Here is a 14,388-nt window from a genome sequence, read left to right as displayed (position 1 = left end):
CCGGCCGGAAAGCGATCAGTGCTCGCAGAGGGAGAACTCCCGCTCGTAGAGCTGCTCGTTGTGTTCGGCCACGAAGAACTTCCGCTCCCGCATCAGCTGTTCGCGGTACTCCTCGGCCTGTTCGAGCGTCATCGTGGAGGTCTCCGACCACGGCTGCTGCGGCGGTACGTCGGAGGTCGAGACGACCGTCGTCGACGGGTCGACGAGGAAGAACGCGAGGATCTTGCGGTGCCCCGGCCGGGTGGGGTCCGCGAGGCGGAACGGGCCGACGCGGTGCTGCAGGACGTTGGGGAACGCCAGGCAGCGCCCCGCCGGCGTCAGCGCCGATCCCAGCACCTGGTTGAGGGCGTCCTCGTCCTCCAGGCCGTAGACCTCGCGCAGCCCGTCGTCGTCGTTCTGCTGGTACTCGGGGTCGTCGAGCGCGGCGCGGAAACTCAGCCGGCTCTCGGTGATGTTCTCGCTGTCCCAGTAGTAGATGCCGGTCGACACGATCCGCTCGTTCAGCATCCCCTCGACGTGCCAGGAACCGCCCGCGTACTCGGGCTTGTCCGGGGTGAGGTGGATGGTGGCGAGCTTGACGATGACCTGGAGGCGCCGGCCGCGCAGACCGACCCGGGCGTCCGCGCCCGGCACCTCGGGCGGGGTGAAGTCCGGCGCGTCCGGGACGACCGGCCTGCGGTTCTCCGTCCAGGCCTCGTAGGCCTCCCCCCAGGCGTCGCGGGCTTCCGCGTAGGCCCCGTCGTCACTGAAGGCGGATCTGACCGGGTACGGCGGCTCGGAGTCGTACCATCCGTAGGGGTCGACGTCGATCCGCGGCGGCCGGGGGTGGCGCAGATCCGTCAGCACGTTCTCCCAGAGCGGCAGCATGCGCGCGAACAGGTCCGGGAGGACGGCGGCGAGTTCGCGGTGGGTCTCGGGGTGGACGTTGTTGACGTACGAACGGAAGGCGACCTCGCCCTCCTCGCTGACGTCGACGTCCGTGGGAAGCCACTGGAACTTCTCCGAGAACTCGTGCTTCGAGTAGTGGTTCGTCGGGTTCCGCCAGGCCTCCTCGGGCCCCCCGCTCACGCCCCGCACCAGGCAGAACAGCGAGGGGTGCACCAGGTCCAGCACCTGCCCGTCCGATCCCGGGTGCCAGTCCCGCTCCGCTTCGGGGACGTCCTCCAGGACCCGGACCGCCTCGCGCAGCCGGGCGGCGAGTTCGTCGTCCACCAGCGTGTCCGACTGCCACACCCCGTCGACGGCGGACACCTCGATACCGGTCCGCGCGTCCCGCAGCGCGGCGTAGTACGCGAGTTCCGCGAGCACGTACCGCACCTGCGCCTCGGTGAGCCCCTGGGCCAGGGCCTCCCGCGTCCACCGCGCGACGATCCCGGCGTCACCCCTCTTCTCGAACCACCCCTGCTTCGCCCGGATGTGGGCGCTGCACTCCATCATCTGGAGTTCCCGCAGGGTCCGGGGTTGCGCGAACGCTATGGAACGCGACGCTTCGAAGGGCAGGGGAAAAGCAGACATGCCGGTCAACGCTGGTGATCCCTACGGTCGGGTGAACGGTGCCGGAAGGATAGCCCAGCGGTCCGACAGCACGGCCGCGGCCGCCCGCCTCCCCCGTTCGCGCCCGTTCGCGTCCGTTCCCGCCCGGGCGGGAGTGACGGGGAAGGCGGGCCGCCGGGGTGTCAGCTGACCGTGACGGTGACGCTGGGCGAGGAGACCTCGCCCGACTGCACCCTCAGTTCCTCCGCGCCCTTGGTGTTGAGCTTGGCGTCCAGGGCGTAGCTACTGCCGTTCTTGACGACGGTTTCGGCCTTGAGCGTGGTCCACTTCCCGTTCTTCTTGTGCTGGAGGACCACCTTGCTGCCTATCTTCAGGCCTTTGGTGCGTCCGGTGACGTGGACCTTGTCCCCGGCCTTGACCTCCGTCTTGTCCACGGTCACGGTCAGGCTGGCCTGTTCGGCGCTCGCGCTCGCGCTCGCCTTCGGGGAAGGCGTCGCGGCGGCGTACGAGGTTGCGGCGGCGCCGGTCAGCAGCGTCGCGGAGAGGGTGGCGGCGGCAAGGGCACGCAGGGTGGACTTCACGGTGGCTCCCGTCTGGGGCTGGGCAGGACTCCCCCCTCGCGCCTCCGAGGCTAACCACCCGCCCGCCCGCGCACGCCGCGATACTGGGCCGAACGGGTGGCCCCGCCCGGGGCGAGGCCGTCAACATGGCGTAGCCGTCACGTCAGAGGTGCGTCAGGGGCCGGCCGCACCGCCGCCACCAGCCCTAACGTCGTTCTCATGGGACGACGTTTCACACCTGCCGCGCCCGGCGCCCACGACGCCGACGCGGCGTCTTCAGGCCCCTGCGCACACGACCTCCACTGGGCCGGAGAGATGCGCGCGGCCCTCGGTGTCGCGTCCCTCCTGTGCACGGCCCTGTTCGCCGTGGACGCCGCTTCCGGAAGGCTCGACGTGACGCGCGGCGTCCTGTGGACCGGCCTGGCCCTCCTCGTCCTCGCCATCATGCTGCCGCCCCGGGTCTCCGTCCGCCCGGGACTGCTGTGCACGCGAAGGATGCTGACGACGGACACCGTCCGTACCGACTCCCTCGTCTCGGTCCGCTGGTCCGACGGGGTGTCCCAGCGGATGATCCTCCGGGACACGGAGGGGAGGCGGGTCGAGATCGACCCGACGGTCCTGGCCCGCAATCCGGCGATGTGGCACCTCCTGGACACGGACGGCCGCACGTCGGTCCGGCGCGGCACCCTGCGCGAGGGCACGACGGCCCTGCGGGAGCTGGCGCGGCGCATCGACCGCGAGACGGCCCACACGGTCTTCCGGGTCTCCGGTCTGTGACCTGGCCGTCCATGGGCGGCGATCCCCGCCGTCACCCGGTCACCCGGTCGCGGGGGCGAGGGCGTCGAGGGATTCGGGCACGGTCTGGCCGCCGTCGACCGTGAGGGTCTGGCCGGTGATGAACGCGGCTTCGTCCGAGGCGAGGAAGGCCACGGCGTGGGCGACATCGGCGGTCTCGCCCAGCCTGCCGAGCGGGATCGAGGCGGCCATCCGGCGAAGGTAGTCCTCGCCCAGCGCGTCCAGGCCCTCGGTGCGGACGTTGCCCGGCAGGACCGCGTTGACCGTGATGCCCAGCGGGGCCAGCTCCAGGGCCGCGCCGCGCAGGAACCCGAGCTGGCCCGCCTTGCTCGCGCCGTAGTGGGACCAGCCCGTGTACCCGGTGGTCGGCCCGGTGATGGAGGAGGTGAGGACGATCCGGCCGTGCCCGGCGCGTTCCATCGCGGGCAGGCACGCCCGTACGGCGAGGATGGAGCCGCGCAGGTTGACGGCCAGGACCTCGTCGACGTCGGCCGCGGTCATCTCCCGCAGCGGCTTCTCGGGGAAGATGCCGGCGTTCGCGCACAGGACGTCGACGTGTCCGTGGAGCCGCTCCGCCTCCGCCGCCATCGCCTCGGCCGCGTCCGGGTCGCGCAGGTCCACGCCCGTCGCGGCGACGCGCCCGCCGGTGGACCGGGCCAGGTCGGCGGCGACCGCGCGGGCCGCCTCCCCGTCCTTGCCGGTGAGGAGCACCGCCGCGCCCCGCCGGGCGAAGAGTTCGGCGATGCCCCGCCCGATGCCGCGCGTTCCGCCGGTCACCACGACGGACCGGTCTCGCCAGGGGGTGCGGGTCATGGTCCGTCGTACCTCGCCGTTCGCCAGTGGTCGCGGTCCCCGGGCCGGCTCGCCGGGGGCGTCTCACCGTAGACGCATCCCCGCCGGCCGGCCGGCGTCGCTCCCCTGCGCCGGTGCCGGGTCCGGTGGGCGGACGGCCACGGGCGGCGGCCGACGGGGCCGGGCGGGACCGGGATCCGGCTCCCGCGACGGATGCCCCGGGCCGGCCCGGCGCACCGCCCTCACGCCCCGTCGGACCGGCCCGCCGGTCACACGAAAGGGGCACTCGCCGACGGACCGCACCGGTCACCCGGCCGGGCACCGGCCCGGTGGCGGGCTCGGGGAGGGCGCCGGGACCGGGGTCGCGCCCGCTGACCGGGCACCGGCTGGACCGCCCGCCGGAAATGGCTGGCAGGTGCATGACGAATAGACGCCCCGCAGGGCTACCTTCTTAGGGCTTCGAGGGGCGGCTGCCCGAACGCCCGTGCCACAGAAGGGCGGTGGCGCTGCCTCCGACGCCCCGGCTCCGCCCCAGGGGCCGGGCCCCCACGGACGAAGGAGCACCACCATGTTCCTGGGCACCTCCCTGAAAGCCGCCACCTGCGCCGCCGCCCTGCTCCTCGCCACGGCGACGGCCGCGACCGCGGCACCCGCACCCGCCCCCTCGGCCTCGGCGATACCCGGCGCCACCGCGGCGGCCGTGACGCTCCGGTACGACGACAGCCGGGCCGGCGGCTGGGAAGCCGCCGTCGCGGCCGGGGTCGCCTCCTGGAACGCGAACGTCAGCAACGTGCGGCTGGTGAAGGCCGCACCCGGCGCGCGGGCCGAAATCCTCATCGTGGCCACCACCGGCTGGCCCCAGGCCACCCTCGGGCCGGTCCGTCCGGGGCGGCAGGTACGGGTCGAACTCGGCGCGCAGGCCGTGACCGACGGGTACGACAAGACGCGGATCGCGGCGCACGAGCTGGGCCACAGCCTGGGCCTGCCGGACACCAAGCCGGGCCCGTGCACCCAACTGATGTCCGGATCGAGCGCCGGAACGGCCTGCACCAACGCCGTACCGGACGCCACGGAGCGTTCGCGCGTGCAGTACGCCTACGCCAACGGGCTCGCGGCAGCCGTTCCGGCCGACGGCCGGCTCCTCATCGACGCCCCCTGACGGACGGAACGGCCTCGTCGCCGTCAACGCCCTCAGCCTGCCCGGGATCTCCGGAGCGGGCTGAGGGCGTAGATCACACGGTCTGAGGCCTCTGGCCGTACACGAGGCGGCAGCGAAGGGTCGCGCCTCGCCGTCCGGCCGACCCGGAACCGGGCCTGGGCGGCCACCCCGCGCACGAGGAAACTCCCGCGAGTTCGGCCGCCTGCGGCAGCGCCGGGACCGTGAGCCGAGGGCCTCGCCGAACCGGGCGGACTGCTGCCCGGGCTCGCGCACACGCGCATCGGAAGCGCCGGCTGGCCGGGACCGGCATCAGCCGCCCTCAGCACGGGAACCGCGGAACGGCAAACGGACGGTGCGGGTCCCGGCGGACGGGTCGGTCACCCTTTCGGCCCGCCCGGGCGGGCGGCCCTGTCGAGCGGGGCGGATGGTTGTAGCGGCCGTTGCGCGACTTCTCCCCGGCTCACGGAGGCCCCATGCGTTGCCTCGATCGCCGTCTCCTCGTCTGGGCCGTGGCAGCGGGCGTGTTCCTGACGGCCTGCGGCGGCCGGGAACACAACACACTGGCCGGTCCCGCCGTGGAGCCGACGGGCAGCGGCTGGATCCGCGCCTGGACCGACCAGGTCGAGCGGAACCCGGCCCGGGACGTGGGAGCCCAGGACCTCGCCGCCCCCTCCTACCAGGAACTGCTTTCCAGCTGGCGCACGCCGCAGGAGGCCGAGGACACGCTCGCCCAGGCGTTCCGCCGAGCCGCGCCGCCCGCCGTCGGCGCCGCCGCTCGTCCCGAGAACGTGCGCTGGCTGCTCTTCCGGGGCGAGGACCTGAACGCCTTCGCCGAAAAAGCCTGCCGCGCCGACGCGGTCCAGGCCGCGCGAGACCTCGTCGCGAAGCTGCCCGGCCTTGCTCCCGAACACGCTCCCCTCGTCGACCAGACGATGCAGCTGATCCCCCGCCACTGCACAGTCGTCCACCCTGACGCGGTGGACAGCGCGAGCAACGTCCTGTTCATGGCCATGGTGCGGACCGCACAGGCCCGACGCGCCGAAGCCCCCGCGGCGAGTGCGACACCGGCACCGCCCGCCCTGACACCGTCCGGCGCCGCCGACCAACTGCACTACAAGGCCGTGTGCGGCATGGGGTCAGCACTCGGCGGGTACTTCGCCGGCCGCGCGGAAGCCGGCAGGGCAAAGGCATTCGGGCTCGTCGCCATGGCCGGAGCCGTCGTGTACTGCCCGGCAGCCCTGAAGTATCTGTTCGACTGACTGCGCGGCTCAGGAGGGCGCGTGGGTGGGGGTGAGGGCGCGGAGTTATCTGTCCGCGCCCGTGCGCGGCGGGAAGGCGAGGCCGGTGGGGGTGTTGAGGCCGGTGGGGTTCAGCACGGTCTGGGTGCCGTTCGGGCGGAGGCGGAGCACGCGGTTGTTGAAGGCGTCGGCGACGTAGAGGGTGCCGCGGTGGTCAACGGCCAGACCGAGCGGGTTGCTCAGACCGGTGAAGGGCACGGTGGTCTGCGCGCCGGTCCCGGCCGCGATCATCACCACGCGGTTGTTGCCGCTGTCGGAGACGTACAGGTCTCCGGCGGCGCTCAGGGCGAGCCCGGTGGGCTGGGAGAGTCCGTCCACGGGGACCGTGGTCTGGGCGCCGGCGGCGGACACCCTGACGACGCGGTCGTTGACGAAGTCGGAGACGTAGAGGTCCCCGTCCGGTGCCAGGGCCAGTCCCCAGGGGTGCAACAGCCCGGTGGCCGGCACCGTGCTCTGGCCGCTGCCGTCGGCGGCCACCTTCACGACGCGGTCGTTGAAGCTGTCGGCGATGTAGAGGTCGCCGGATGCGTCGACGGCGAGGCCCAGCGGGCGCGAGAGCCCCTCGGTGGGAACGGTGGCCTCCCCGCCCCCGTCCGGCAGCAGCCGCAGGACACGGTTGTTGCCGGTGTCGGCGATGTAGAGACTGCCCGCCCGGTCCCATGCGAGACCCGTTGGCCGTACCAGGCCGTCGAGGACGAGTACGCTCTCGCCCCCGCCACGGGTGGGCAGGGCGACCACCCGGTTGTCGCCGTAGTCGGACACGTACAGCCGCTGGCCGGTGTGACGGTGGTGTACGTCGTGCGCTTCGGCGGCGTGCGCGGTCTGCGTGGTCTGCGCGGGCGACACGCACAGGAGCAGCAGTCCGGCGAGGGCGGCGCGTCGCCGGATCGGCCGCCGCCGCGTCCCGTTCGAGGGGACCGGGGGTTCGTCTTCGTACGGCCTGACCGTGATGCGTTCCACGATTCACCCACCCACCTGTTCCGTGACCGGCCGGCAGCCCTCCGGCCTGCCGGCCTGCTCCCGCCGACCCTAGGCAGCCACCGCCGGTGTCACGAGAGCCACGCCAGCGACCGCGCCCCGCGCCACTCCGATGCGCGGCTCCGGCCACGCCGGTACGTGCGCCGGGCGCGCAACGGGCTCCGTGCGATCGGGGCTTGCGGGCTCGGTGGTCCGGTCGGTGGCCCTGCCGTCGGTCAGGAGGACATGATGAAGCGCAGGGCGAGCCCGGGAGCGGTGATCCAGTAGGTGACGCGCGCTTCGTCGTCGAAGGCCACCTGACCGGGCAGGGTGACGTTCACCGGCTCGCCCGGCTCGCCCGGCTTGCCGCCGGGCCCGGGGCCCTGGAGACCGACGGGAAGGCTGTCCGTGTCGTAGGTGTCCATACGGCCACCGTGCGCAAGGAGAGCCGCGTACGCCTTCTCACCCGGAGCGAGGACGGCGGGCGCGTCCTGGCTGTCCTCGATCACCGCGATCGGGGCCCTGGCGTAGGGGAACTTCAGGTACGGGTACCCGTACAGACCGCACTTCCTCTTCCCCGTGTTGGTGACGGTGAGGAGGAGATGCCTGACCGGCTCGCCCTTCCCGTCCTCACTCGTCACGGAGAACCCGAGATCGGCCACCGCACACCCGGCCACCGAGGCAGGCGCGACGGAGGACGCCACACCGGAGGCGGGAGCGGTAGGGGCGGCGGGGGCGGTGGGAGTCGGCCCGGCGAGGGTCGGCGCGCTGGGGGAGGGTGTGGTGGGCGAGGGCACGCCGGCGGTGGGGGCGGCCGGGGAGGCCGCGTCGGCCGTGGGCGCCGCGAGGGAGGCGGCGGGTGGCGGTGCGGGGCGCCGGTGGGACTCCGGGCCGCCGAGGACCGTGGTCAGGCCGAACGCGAGGGCCGCGACCACCGCGACGGTGCCCGCCGCGACGGCGGAGTGCCGGCGACGTCGCCGGGAAACGGCCCGGCGGCGGACCTCCGCGCCCGTCGTGGGGGCGGGGGCGGCGGCGCTGTCGGCCAGCTCGCGCAGTGCGGAGGACAGGTCATCGGCCACGGTCTTCCTCCTTCTCCTCGCCACTTCCGCCCACCACACCGGCCTCACTCGCCGGCAGCAGCTCGGCGAGGGCCGCCCGGCCGCGTGACAGGCGGGCCTTGACCGTACCGACCGGTGCGCCGGTCTCGGAGGCTACCTGCTCCACGCTGAGGTCACACAGGTGGTGCAGCACTATCGCCAGCCGTTGGGGCTCCGGGAGCCGTCGCAGCGCCGCGACGAGGGCGACGTGTTCGGGACCGGGGCCAGGGGCGTGCCCGGGTGGCGGGGTCCGGCGTACCAGCTCCAGCCAACGCCGCGCCCGCCGCCAGTGGCTGACCGCGAGACGCATCGCGACGGTACGGATCCAGGCTTCGGGGGCCTCGCCGGCGAGGAAGTCACTCCGCCGGTCCCAGGCACGTACGAAGGCTTCCTGGACGACGTCCTGGGCTTGGGCGTGGTCGCCGGTGAAGGAGTACACCTGGCCGACGACCCGTGGGAACGCGGACGCGTAGAACGCGTCGAACTCGTCCTCGGTCATACCGCCCCCCGCGGTCCCAAAACTTTTCCGATCCGCATGCAACCCGTCGGCTCCTGGCGTGCGTACAGGTCGTGCACAGGTCGTGCACAGCGAAGAACACCACACAGGGGGCTCTGTTGACCAGGGGAAACAAGGCAATCGGGAAGGCGGCGGCCGCGGCCGTCCTCGGTGCGCTGCTGCTCGCGTCCACGGCATGCGAACCGAGCGGGGCCGACGCGTCGGGCGACTCCAAGACCTCGGGGCGGCCGAACGCGGCGAACTCGCCGAAGGCGGCGGAATCGGCTACGGCGAAGCCGGGTGAGGTGTCGGCGAAGCCCGGCGGTGGTCCGGCGAAGCCCGCCGCCCCTACCGCTCCCGCCTCCGGTGTGGCGTCCTCCGCCGCGCCTGCCTCGGTGGCCGGGTGTGCGGTGGCCGATCTCGGGTTCTCCGTGACGAGTGAGGACGGGAAGGGCGAGCCGGTCAGGCATCTCCTCCTCACCGTCACCAACACGGGGAAGAGGAAGTGCGGTCTGTACGGGTACCCGTACCTGAAGTTCCCCTATGCCAGGGCCCCGATCGCGGTGATCGAGGACAGCAGGGACGCGCCTGCCGTCCTCGCTCCGGGTGAGAAGGCGTACGCGGCCCTCCTTGCGCACGGTGGCCGTATGGACACCTACGACACGGACAGCCTTCCCGTCGGTCTCCAGGGCCCCGGGCCCGGCGGCACGCCGGGCGAGCCGGTGAACGTCACCCTGCCCGGTCAGGTGGCCTTCGACGACGGGGCCCGCGTCACCTACTGGCTCACCGCCCCCGGGCTCGCCCTGCGCTTCATCATGTCCTCCTGACCAACGGCAGGGCCACCGGCCCCGGCCACCGGGTTCTCCTTCACCAGGCCAGCGGTTCGCCCTTCCGGAAGAAGCCGCCGGTGGGACCGGAGTCGGGCAGGGTGGCGGCCCAGACGACGGCGGCGGCACCCTGGTCGACGGGGTCGCCGCCGGGGCCGCCCATGTCGGTGGCGATCCAGCCCGGACAGACGGCGTTCACCAGGATGCGCTCGGCGCGCAGCTCGTCGGCGAGTTTGCGCGTCAGGGCGTTGAGGGCGGCCTTCGAGACCCCGTAGGCGGGGGTGCCGCCCGACATGAGCTCCAGGGAGCCGGATTCGCTGGAGACGTTCACCACGCGCGGGTGGGACGAACGGCGCAGCAGCGGCAGGAACGCCTGCGCGGTCCGCCAGGCGCCGAAGAGGTTGGTCTCCAGGGTCTGGCGGACCTCGTCGAGGTCGACGGAGACCGCTCGCCGGGCGGTGTCGTAGTTGACGGCCGCGTTGTTGACGAGGACGTCGAGGCGCCCGAACTCCTCGTCCACCCGGCGGGCGAGGGCGCGGACGTCGTCGGCGTCGGTCACGTCCAGCCTGCGGGGCAGCAGCGTGCCGGGCACTCCGGGGGCCAGTTCGGCGACGGCCCGTTCGGCGTCCTCCGGACGGCGGGCGGACAGCAGGACGGTATGACCGAGGCCCGCGAGCTGGCGCGCGGTTTCGCGGCCGATGCCCCTGTTGCCGCCCGTGACCAGCGATACCGGTGCAGCGGTGCTCATGTTCTCTCCCCTGAGGCGGATGATCCGGAGTCGGACAGCACGTTATGCCGTCGTCCCGCGCGGGGGGATCAGGCCCGGGGCCTGGTCGGGCTGCGGCTTTGGACGTAGTCCTCACGGGGCGGCCCGAGCCGGCGCACCACGACCGGGAGTGGCGCCGTGGCACGGGGGGAGCCGGCGGCGCGGATGTCCTCCAGGCCCCGGTGCAGGCCGGCCCGGAGCAGCCGGGCGGCGGGGCGCTCGACGTAGCGCTGGATGAGCCAGGCAATGATGATCATGACGACCGCCAGGCCGGTGGCCAGCGGCACCGGCGGCACCCTGTCACGGAAGTGGTGGATGACGGTCAGTCCCGCGATCATGTGGATGAGGTAGAGGGGGTACGTGATCCCGCCCGCGGTCCGCAGCCAGCGCCACTGGACGCGGTCGAAGGCACCGAGGGCGATCGCCGCCATGGCCGCGAAGGCCAGGGCGATGACGAGGCGGGCGGGCCAGACGTTCGCGTCGTGGTCCACGTTCGCGTCGAGGCGCGCGGCGACGTAGGTCTGCGCCAGCAGGAACTGCAGGACGACGATCACCCACAACAGGTGGGTCGGCCGGAAGCGGCGCATCAGGTGGAAGGCGATGCCCGCGACGAAGTACGGGGCGAACTGCGGTATGGCGAAGAAGTCGAGCAGACCGGAGCCGGCGGTGGGGGCCATGACGCCGGCGGCCGTCCACAGACCGCAGAACAGCACGCAGTTGCGGTAGGTCACGCCCCGCAGGACGACGAGCGCGAAGAGCACGTAGAACTTCAGCTCCACGAAGAGCGTCCAGTAGCCGTCGTCCAGGTTCTGGACGTGGAGACCGCCCTGCATCATGGAGAGGTTGACCAGTACGTCGCTCCAGTGCTCTACGCGCCGCACCTCCGGCCACAGCCACAGCACACCGGCGGTGAACGCGACGGCGGCCCAATAAGCGGGGTAGAGACGGGAGATGCGCGAGATCGCGAAGTCTCCGAGGGTGCGGCCCCAGGTGCTCATGCAGATCACGAAGCCGCTGACGAGGAAGAAGACCTCGACCCCGAGCCAGCCGTATTCGGCGACCGGCTGGGCCACCGGGAACACGGCCGAGCCGGGCCGGCCCCAGGCGGAGGCGAGGGTGACGTAGTGGTAGAAGACCACCATCAGGGCCGCCACGATCCTGAGTCCGTCCAGAGCGGTCAGACGTATGCCCGTTAAGGATTTCTCGCTCATCCCGCTCCCGTTTCCCCCACGTTCGACCGCCGCAAAGCTACTCGAATATTGCCGCGAACATGTCAATCCATGGGGATGTCGCGCCGGTCCTCAGGCTCTCAGGCTCTCGTCTGAAGATCGTCCGGACAAGGCTCAATTCCAGAACCGGTGTTTAGCCCGGCTCAACACACGACCGACCGGACCCTCTCGAAGGAGAGATACTGGAACCTTCGTTCGACCAGGGTGAACAAGGGGTGGTGGCCGGGTGCTCGAACGCCTGGAGCTGGAAGCGTTCCTCGGGCTGGCCGCAGAGCTGCACTTCGGACGTACCGCGGAGCGCCTGCACGTGACCACCGGCAGGGTCAGCCAGCTCATCAAGACGATCGAACGCAAGGTCGGGGCTCCGCTGTTCGAGCGCACCAACCGCAGCGTTCGCCTGACTCCGCTCGGCAACCGGCTGTGCGACGAGGTCCGGCCCGCGTACGAGGAGATCCAGGCCGCCTTCGCCCGCGCCGTCAGCAGCACCCGGACGACCGTCGGCGTCCTGCGGGTGGGCTTCATCGGTGCGGCCGCCGGCCAGATCGTCCACCAGGCGGCCGGCATGTTCCCCGAACGCGAGCCCGGCTGGCGCGTCCGCCCCCGCGAGGTGCAGCTCTTCGAAGCCCTCCCGCGGCTTCGCGATCAGGAGGTCGACCTCCTGATCCTGCACCTGCCGGTCACCGAACCCGGTATCGCCGTCGGGCCGGTGATCCTGACCGAGGCGCAGCTGCTGGCGGTTCCCGCGAACCACGCCCTGGCCCGCCGCGAGAGCGTGACCATGGAGGACCTCGCCGAGGTCGCGCTCTTGCGGGTCGCCGGCGTACGGACCGGAACGGGGCTCTCGGACCGCTGGCCCGACCGCACGCCCCAGGGCCGTCCGATCGCCCCGGGCCCGGAGATAGAGACGTTCCTCGAAGCCCTGCAGGTGATCGCCACGGGCGCCGGCGCCGGCATCGTCGGCGAGCAGGCCACCCGGTTCTACAGCCGTCCCGACATCGCCTATGTGCCGATCACCGACATGACGCCCAAGGGCTGGGGCCCCGTCTGGCTGAGGTCGTACAACTCCCCCGCCCTCCGCCCCTTCGTCATCACCCTCCTCGAGGCAGCCCGCCTCCTCCACCCGGCCAGCCACTGACCGGGCCCGCTCGTCACTCTCTCCCCCCCCATTATGTTTTTCGCGGTCCTGCGAGAGGGCCGCTGGCCTCCGGGCCCGGCATGACTGTTGCCCCCTCTCGATCGGATGACCTGGAGGTGCTGTCACCGGTCCCGAGGGGTGCCGTCGGAAACGCTGATGAGAAATCCGACCGCCGCCTGGCCGGGCGCAATGCCCGGCCGTTCGCGGGCGGCAGGTCTGCATAACGTGGATGCGCGAGAACGGCCCCGACGCCCAGGCCGGCACGGCATCGAGTGAGTGGGGGCACGGTGATCGACACCAGCGGCGTGGGGGGCTTCCTCGGCTTGGACGTCGGCAAGAGCACGCACCACGGCCACGGGCTGACCCGGCCGGGAAGAAGGTCTTCGACAAGCCCTTGCCCAGCAGCGAGCCGAAACTGCGGGCGGTGTTCGACAAGGTCGCCTACCTGCCCGGACTGGCGATGCGGCGGATCGCCGACCTCTACCCGGGCGAGGCGAAGACCGACGCGAAGGACGCGGCCGTGATCGCGGACGCCGCCCGCACCATGCCGCACACCCTGTGCTCCCTGGAACTGACCGACGAGATCACCGCCGAGCTCACCGTCCTCGCGGGCTTCGACCAGGACCTCGCCGCCGAGGCCACCCGCACCTCCAACCGGATACGCGGCCTGCTCACCCAGTTCCACCCCAGCCTGGAGCGCGTCCTGGGTCCCCGCCTTGACCACCAGGCCGTCACCTGGCTGCTGGAACGCTACGGATCCCCGGCCGCCCTGCGGAAAGCCGGCCGCCGCAGACTCGTCGAACTGGTCCGCCCGAAGGCCCCGCGCATGGCCACCCGGCTCATCGACGACGTCTTCGACGCGCTCGACGAACAGACTGTCGTCGTCCCGGGCACCGGCACCCTCGACGTGGTCATCTCGTCCCTGGCCCGCTCGCTCGCGGCCGTCCACGAACAACGCCGGCCCCTGGAAGCCCAGATCAGCCAGCTGCTGGCGGCCCACCCTCTTTCCGCCGGCCACCTCGCCTCCCACGCAGGCCTCGCCCCGGCCACGAAGCAGTCGGGAACCTCGATCCACGGCGAACACGCACCCAGAGGCAGAAACCGCAGCTCAAACGCGCGATGTTCCTCTCCGCGTTCGCCGCCCTGCACGACCACGCTTCCCGCACCTACTACGACCGCTGCCGGGCCCGCGGCAAGACCCACACCCAGGCCCTCCTCCGCCTCGCCCGCCACCGCATCAGCGTCCTGTTCGCCATGCTCCGCGACGGAACCTTCTACGAGGCACACGGCCCCCAAGCGACGGTTGTGCCGTCTGTCCACGCCGAGATTTCTGCGGCACCCCGACGCACTGCTTCTTCCTGGTCTCGGGCGAGCTTCCGGCAGGTCGCTGCGACGTCCGGCACGCCGTCTGGGTCCACGAGCGCGTCATGCACCCCGGTCTGCACCCAGTCAGCGTGGTTGTCGTCAGCCTCGGCAACCGCAAGAGCGATGAGCCTTACGGCCGCCACCGTCCCCACCCGGGCCAGGGCCTCGGCGGTCTGCCGAGTCACCGCCGTGTCCTCGACGTCCAGCAGCAGCCCCACCAACGCTTCCGCAGCCTCAGGCACATCAGCGAAGAAGGCAAGGTCACGCCCGGCACGAGCACGTCGCGTCCACGAAGGAGACGACGCCTCAGCCAAGGCCGCCTCCAACCCACTCATCATCTCTGGCACGACCAGACGATGTCATGCCCCACGAAGAAGATCGAACCTCGGGGCCGAAGCTGCCCCCACGCTTGACGAAG

At 72.2% G+C, this 14,388-nt stretch carries 13 protein-coding genes and 1 pseudogene; 6 read left to right on the top strand and 8 right to left on the bottom strand.

The window, feature by feature from the left end; all coding sequences use genetic code 11:
- Positions 1–15: 15 nt before the first annotated feature.
- Both ABT403_RS00960 and ABT403_RS00955 read right to left on the bottom strand, forming a co-directional pair.
- Positions 16–1,524, bottom strand: a complete 1,509-nt coding sequence (locus ABT403_RS00960) for a DUF4246 domain-containing protein (RefSeq protein WP_344167545.1) — start codon at positions 1,522–1,524, stop codon at positions 16–18.
- Positions 1,525–1,676: 152 nt separating this feature from the next.
- Entirely contained in the window at positions 1,677–2,075 is a 399-nt protein-coding gene (locus ABT403_RS00955) for a hypothetical protein (RefSeq protein WP_344167548.1), read from the bottom strand.
- 198 nt (positions 2,076–2,273) lie between these two features.
- Between ABT403_RS00955 and ABT403_RS00950 the strand changes: the two genes are divergently transcribed.
- On the top strand, positions 2,274–2,831 hold the full coding sequence (locus ABT403_RS00950; RefSeq protein ID WP_344167552.1) for a hypothetical protein: 558 nt from the start codon (positions 2,274–2,276) through the stop codon (positions 2,829–2,831).
- Between the two features lie 39 nt (positions 2,832–2,870).
- Here ABT403_RS00950 and fabG read toward each other — a convergent pair whose 3' ends face one another.
- Entirely contained in the window at positions 2,871–3,662 is a 792-nt protein-coding gene (fabG, locus tag ABT403_RS00945) for a 3-oxoacyl-ACP reductase FabG (protein ID WP_344167556.1), read from the bottom strand.
- 547 nt (positions 3,663–4,209) lie between these two features.
- Here fabG and ABT403_RS00940 point away from each other — a divergent pair.
- Positions 4,210–4,800, top strand: a complete 591-nt coding sequence (locus ABT403_RS00940; protein WP_344167559.1) for a snapalysin family zinc-dependent metalloprotease — start codon at positions 4,210–4,212, stop codon at positions 4,798–4,800.
- 473 nt (positions 4,801–5,273) lie between these two features.
- Complete coding sequence (locus tag ABT403_RS00935) at positions 5,274–6,059, top strand: hypothetical protein (protein WP_344167562.1); 786 nt, start codon at positions 5,274–5,276, stop codon at positions 6,057–6,059.
- Between the two features lie 45 nt (positions 6,060–6,104).
- Here the strand turns inward: ABT403_RS00935 and ABT403_RS00930 are convergent, their stop codons facing one another.
- From ABT403_RS00930 to ABT403_RS00920, 3 genes are all read right to left on the bottom strand, one after another.
- Entirely contained in the window at positions 6,105–7,058 is a 954-nt protein-coding gene (locus tag ABT403_RS00930; RefSeq protein WP_344167565.1) for a virginiamycin B lyase family protein, read from the bottom strand.
- A gap of 233 nt (positions 7,059–7,291) precedes the next feature.
- Positions 7,292–8,134 (bottom strand): DUF4232 domain-containing protein, encoded by an 843-nt coding sequence (locus tag ABT403_RS00925; protein WP_344167568.1) that lies wholly within the window; start codon positions 8,132–8,134, stop codon positions 7,292–7,294.
- Complete coding sequence (locus ABT403_RS00920; protein ID WP_344167571.1) at positions 8,124–8,651, bottom strand: SigE family RNA polymerase sigma factor; 528 nt, start codon at positions 8,649–8,651, stop codon at positions 8,124–8,126. The genes ABT403_RS00925 and ABT403_RS00920 overlap by 11 nt, the downstream gene beginning before the upstream one ends.
- 116 nt (positions 8,652–8,767) lie before the next feature.
- On the opposite strand from ABT403_RS00920, the gene ABT403_RS00915 reads away from it, so the two are divergent.
- Complete coding sequence (locus ABT403_RS00915) at positions 8,768–9,475, top strand: DUF4232 domain-containing protein (protein ID WP_344167574.1); 708 nt, start codon at positions 8,768–8,770, stop codon at positions 9,473–9,475.
- Positions 9,476–9,515: 40 nt separating this feature from the next.
- On the opposite strand, the gene ABT403_RS00910 is transcribed toward ABT403_RS00915, so the two are convergent.
- Together ABT403_RS00910 and ABT403_RS00905 are read right to left on the bottom strand one after the other, a co-directional pair.
- A complete protein-coding gene (locus ABT403_RS00910; protein WP_344167577.1) occupies positions 9,516–10,223 on the bottom strand; it encodes an SDR family oxidoreductase in 708 nt (235 codons plus the stop codon).
- Between the two features lie 68 nt (positions 10,224–10,291).
- Complete coding sequence (locus ABT403_RS00905; protein WP_344167580.1) at positions 10,292–11,452, bottom strand: acyltransferase family protein; 1,161 nt, start codon at positions 11,450–11,452, stop codon at positions 10,292–10,294.
- A 244-nt stretch (positions 11,453–11,696) separates the two neighbouring features.
- Between ABT403_RS00905 and ABT403_RS00900 the strand changes: the two genes are divergently transcribed.
- Positions 11,697–12,605 (top strand): LysR family transcriptional regulator, encoded by a 909-nt coding sequence (locus ABT403_RS00900; RefSeq protein ID WP_344167583.1) that lies wholly within the window; start codon positions 11,697–11,699, stop codon positions 12,603–12,605.
- Between the two features lie 287 nt (positions 12,606–12,892).
- Positions 12,893–13,901: pseudogene (locus ABT403_RS00895) on the top strand (transposase); the annotation flags it as partial.
- Positions 13,902–14,388: the final 487 nt, after the last annotated feature.

The sequence above is a fragment of the Streptomyces sp. NPDC000075 genome, assembly GCF_040301925.1.
Classification (GTDB): domain Bacteria; phylum Actinomycetota; class Actinomycetes; order Streptomycetales; family Streptomycetaceae; genus Streptomyces; species Streptomyces polychromogenes.
This window is presented reverse-complemented; position numbering and strand designations above follow the sequence as displayed.

Coding starts and splice junctions, on each gene's coding strand:
- ABT403_RS00950 (WP_344167552.1), top strand. CDS start 2,274: ATGGGACGACGTTTCACACCTGCCGCGCCCGGCGCCCACGACGCCGAC.
- fabG (WP_344167556.1), bottom strand. CDS start 3,662: ATGACCCGCACCCCCTGGCGAGACCGGTCCGTCGTGGTGACCGGCGGA.
- ABT403_RS00940 (WP_344167559.1), top strand. CDS start 4,210: ATGTTCCTGGGCACCTCCCTGAAAGCCGCCACCTGCGCCGCCGCCCTG.
- ABT403_RS00935 (WP_344167562.1), top strand. CDS start 5,274: ATGCGTTGCCTCGATCGCCGTCTCCTCGTCTGGGCCGTGGCAGCGGGC.
- ABT403_RS00920 (WP_344167571.1), bottom strand. CDS start 8,651: ATGACCGAGGACGAGTTCGACGCGTTCTACGCGTCCGCGTTCCCACGG.
- ABT403_RS00910 (WP_344167577.1), bottom strand. CDS start 10,223: ATGAGCACCGCTGCACCGGTATCGCTGGTCACGGGCGGCAACAGGGGC.
- ABT403_RS00905 (WP_344167580.1), bottom strand. CDS start 11,452: ATGAGCGAGAAATCCTTAACGGGCATACGTCTGACCGCTCTGGACGGA.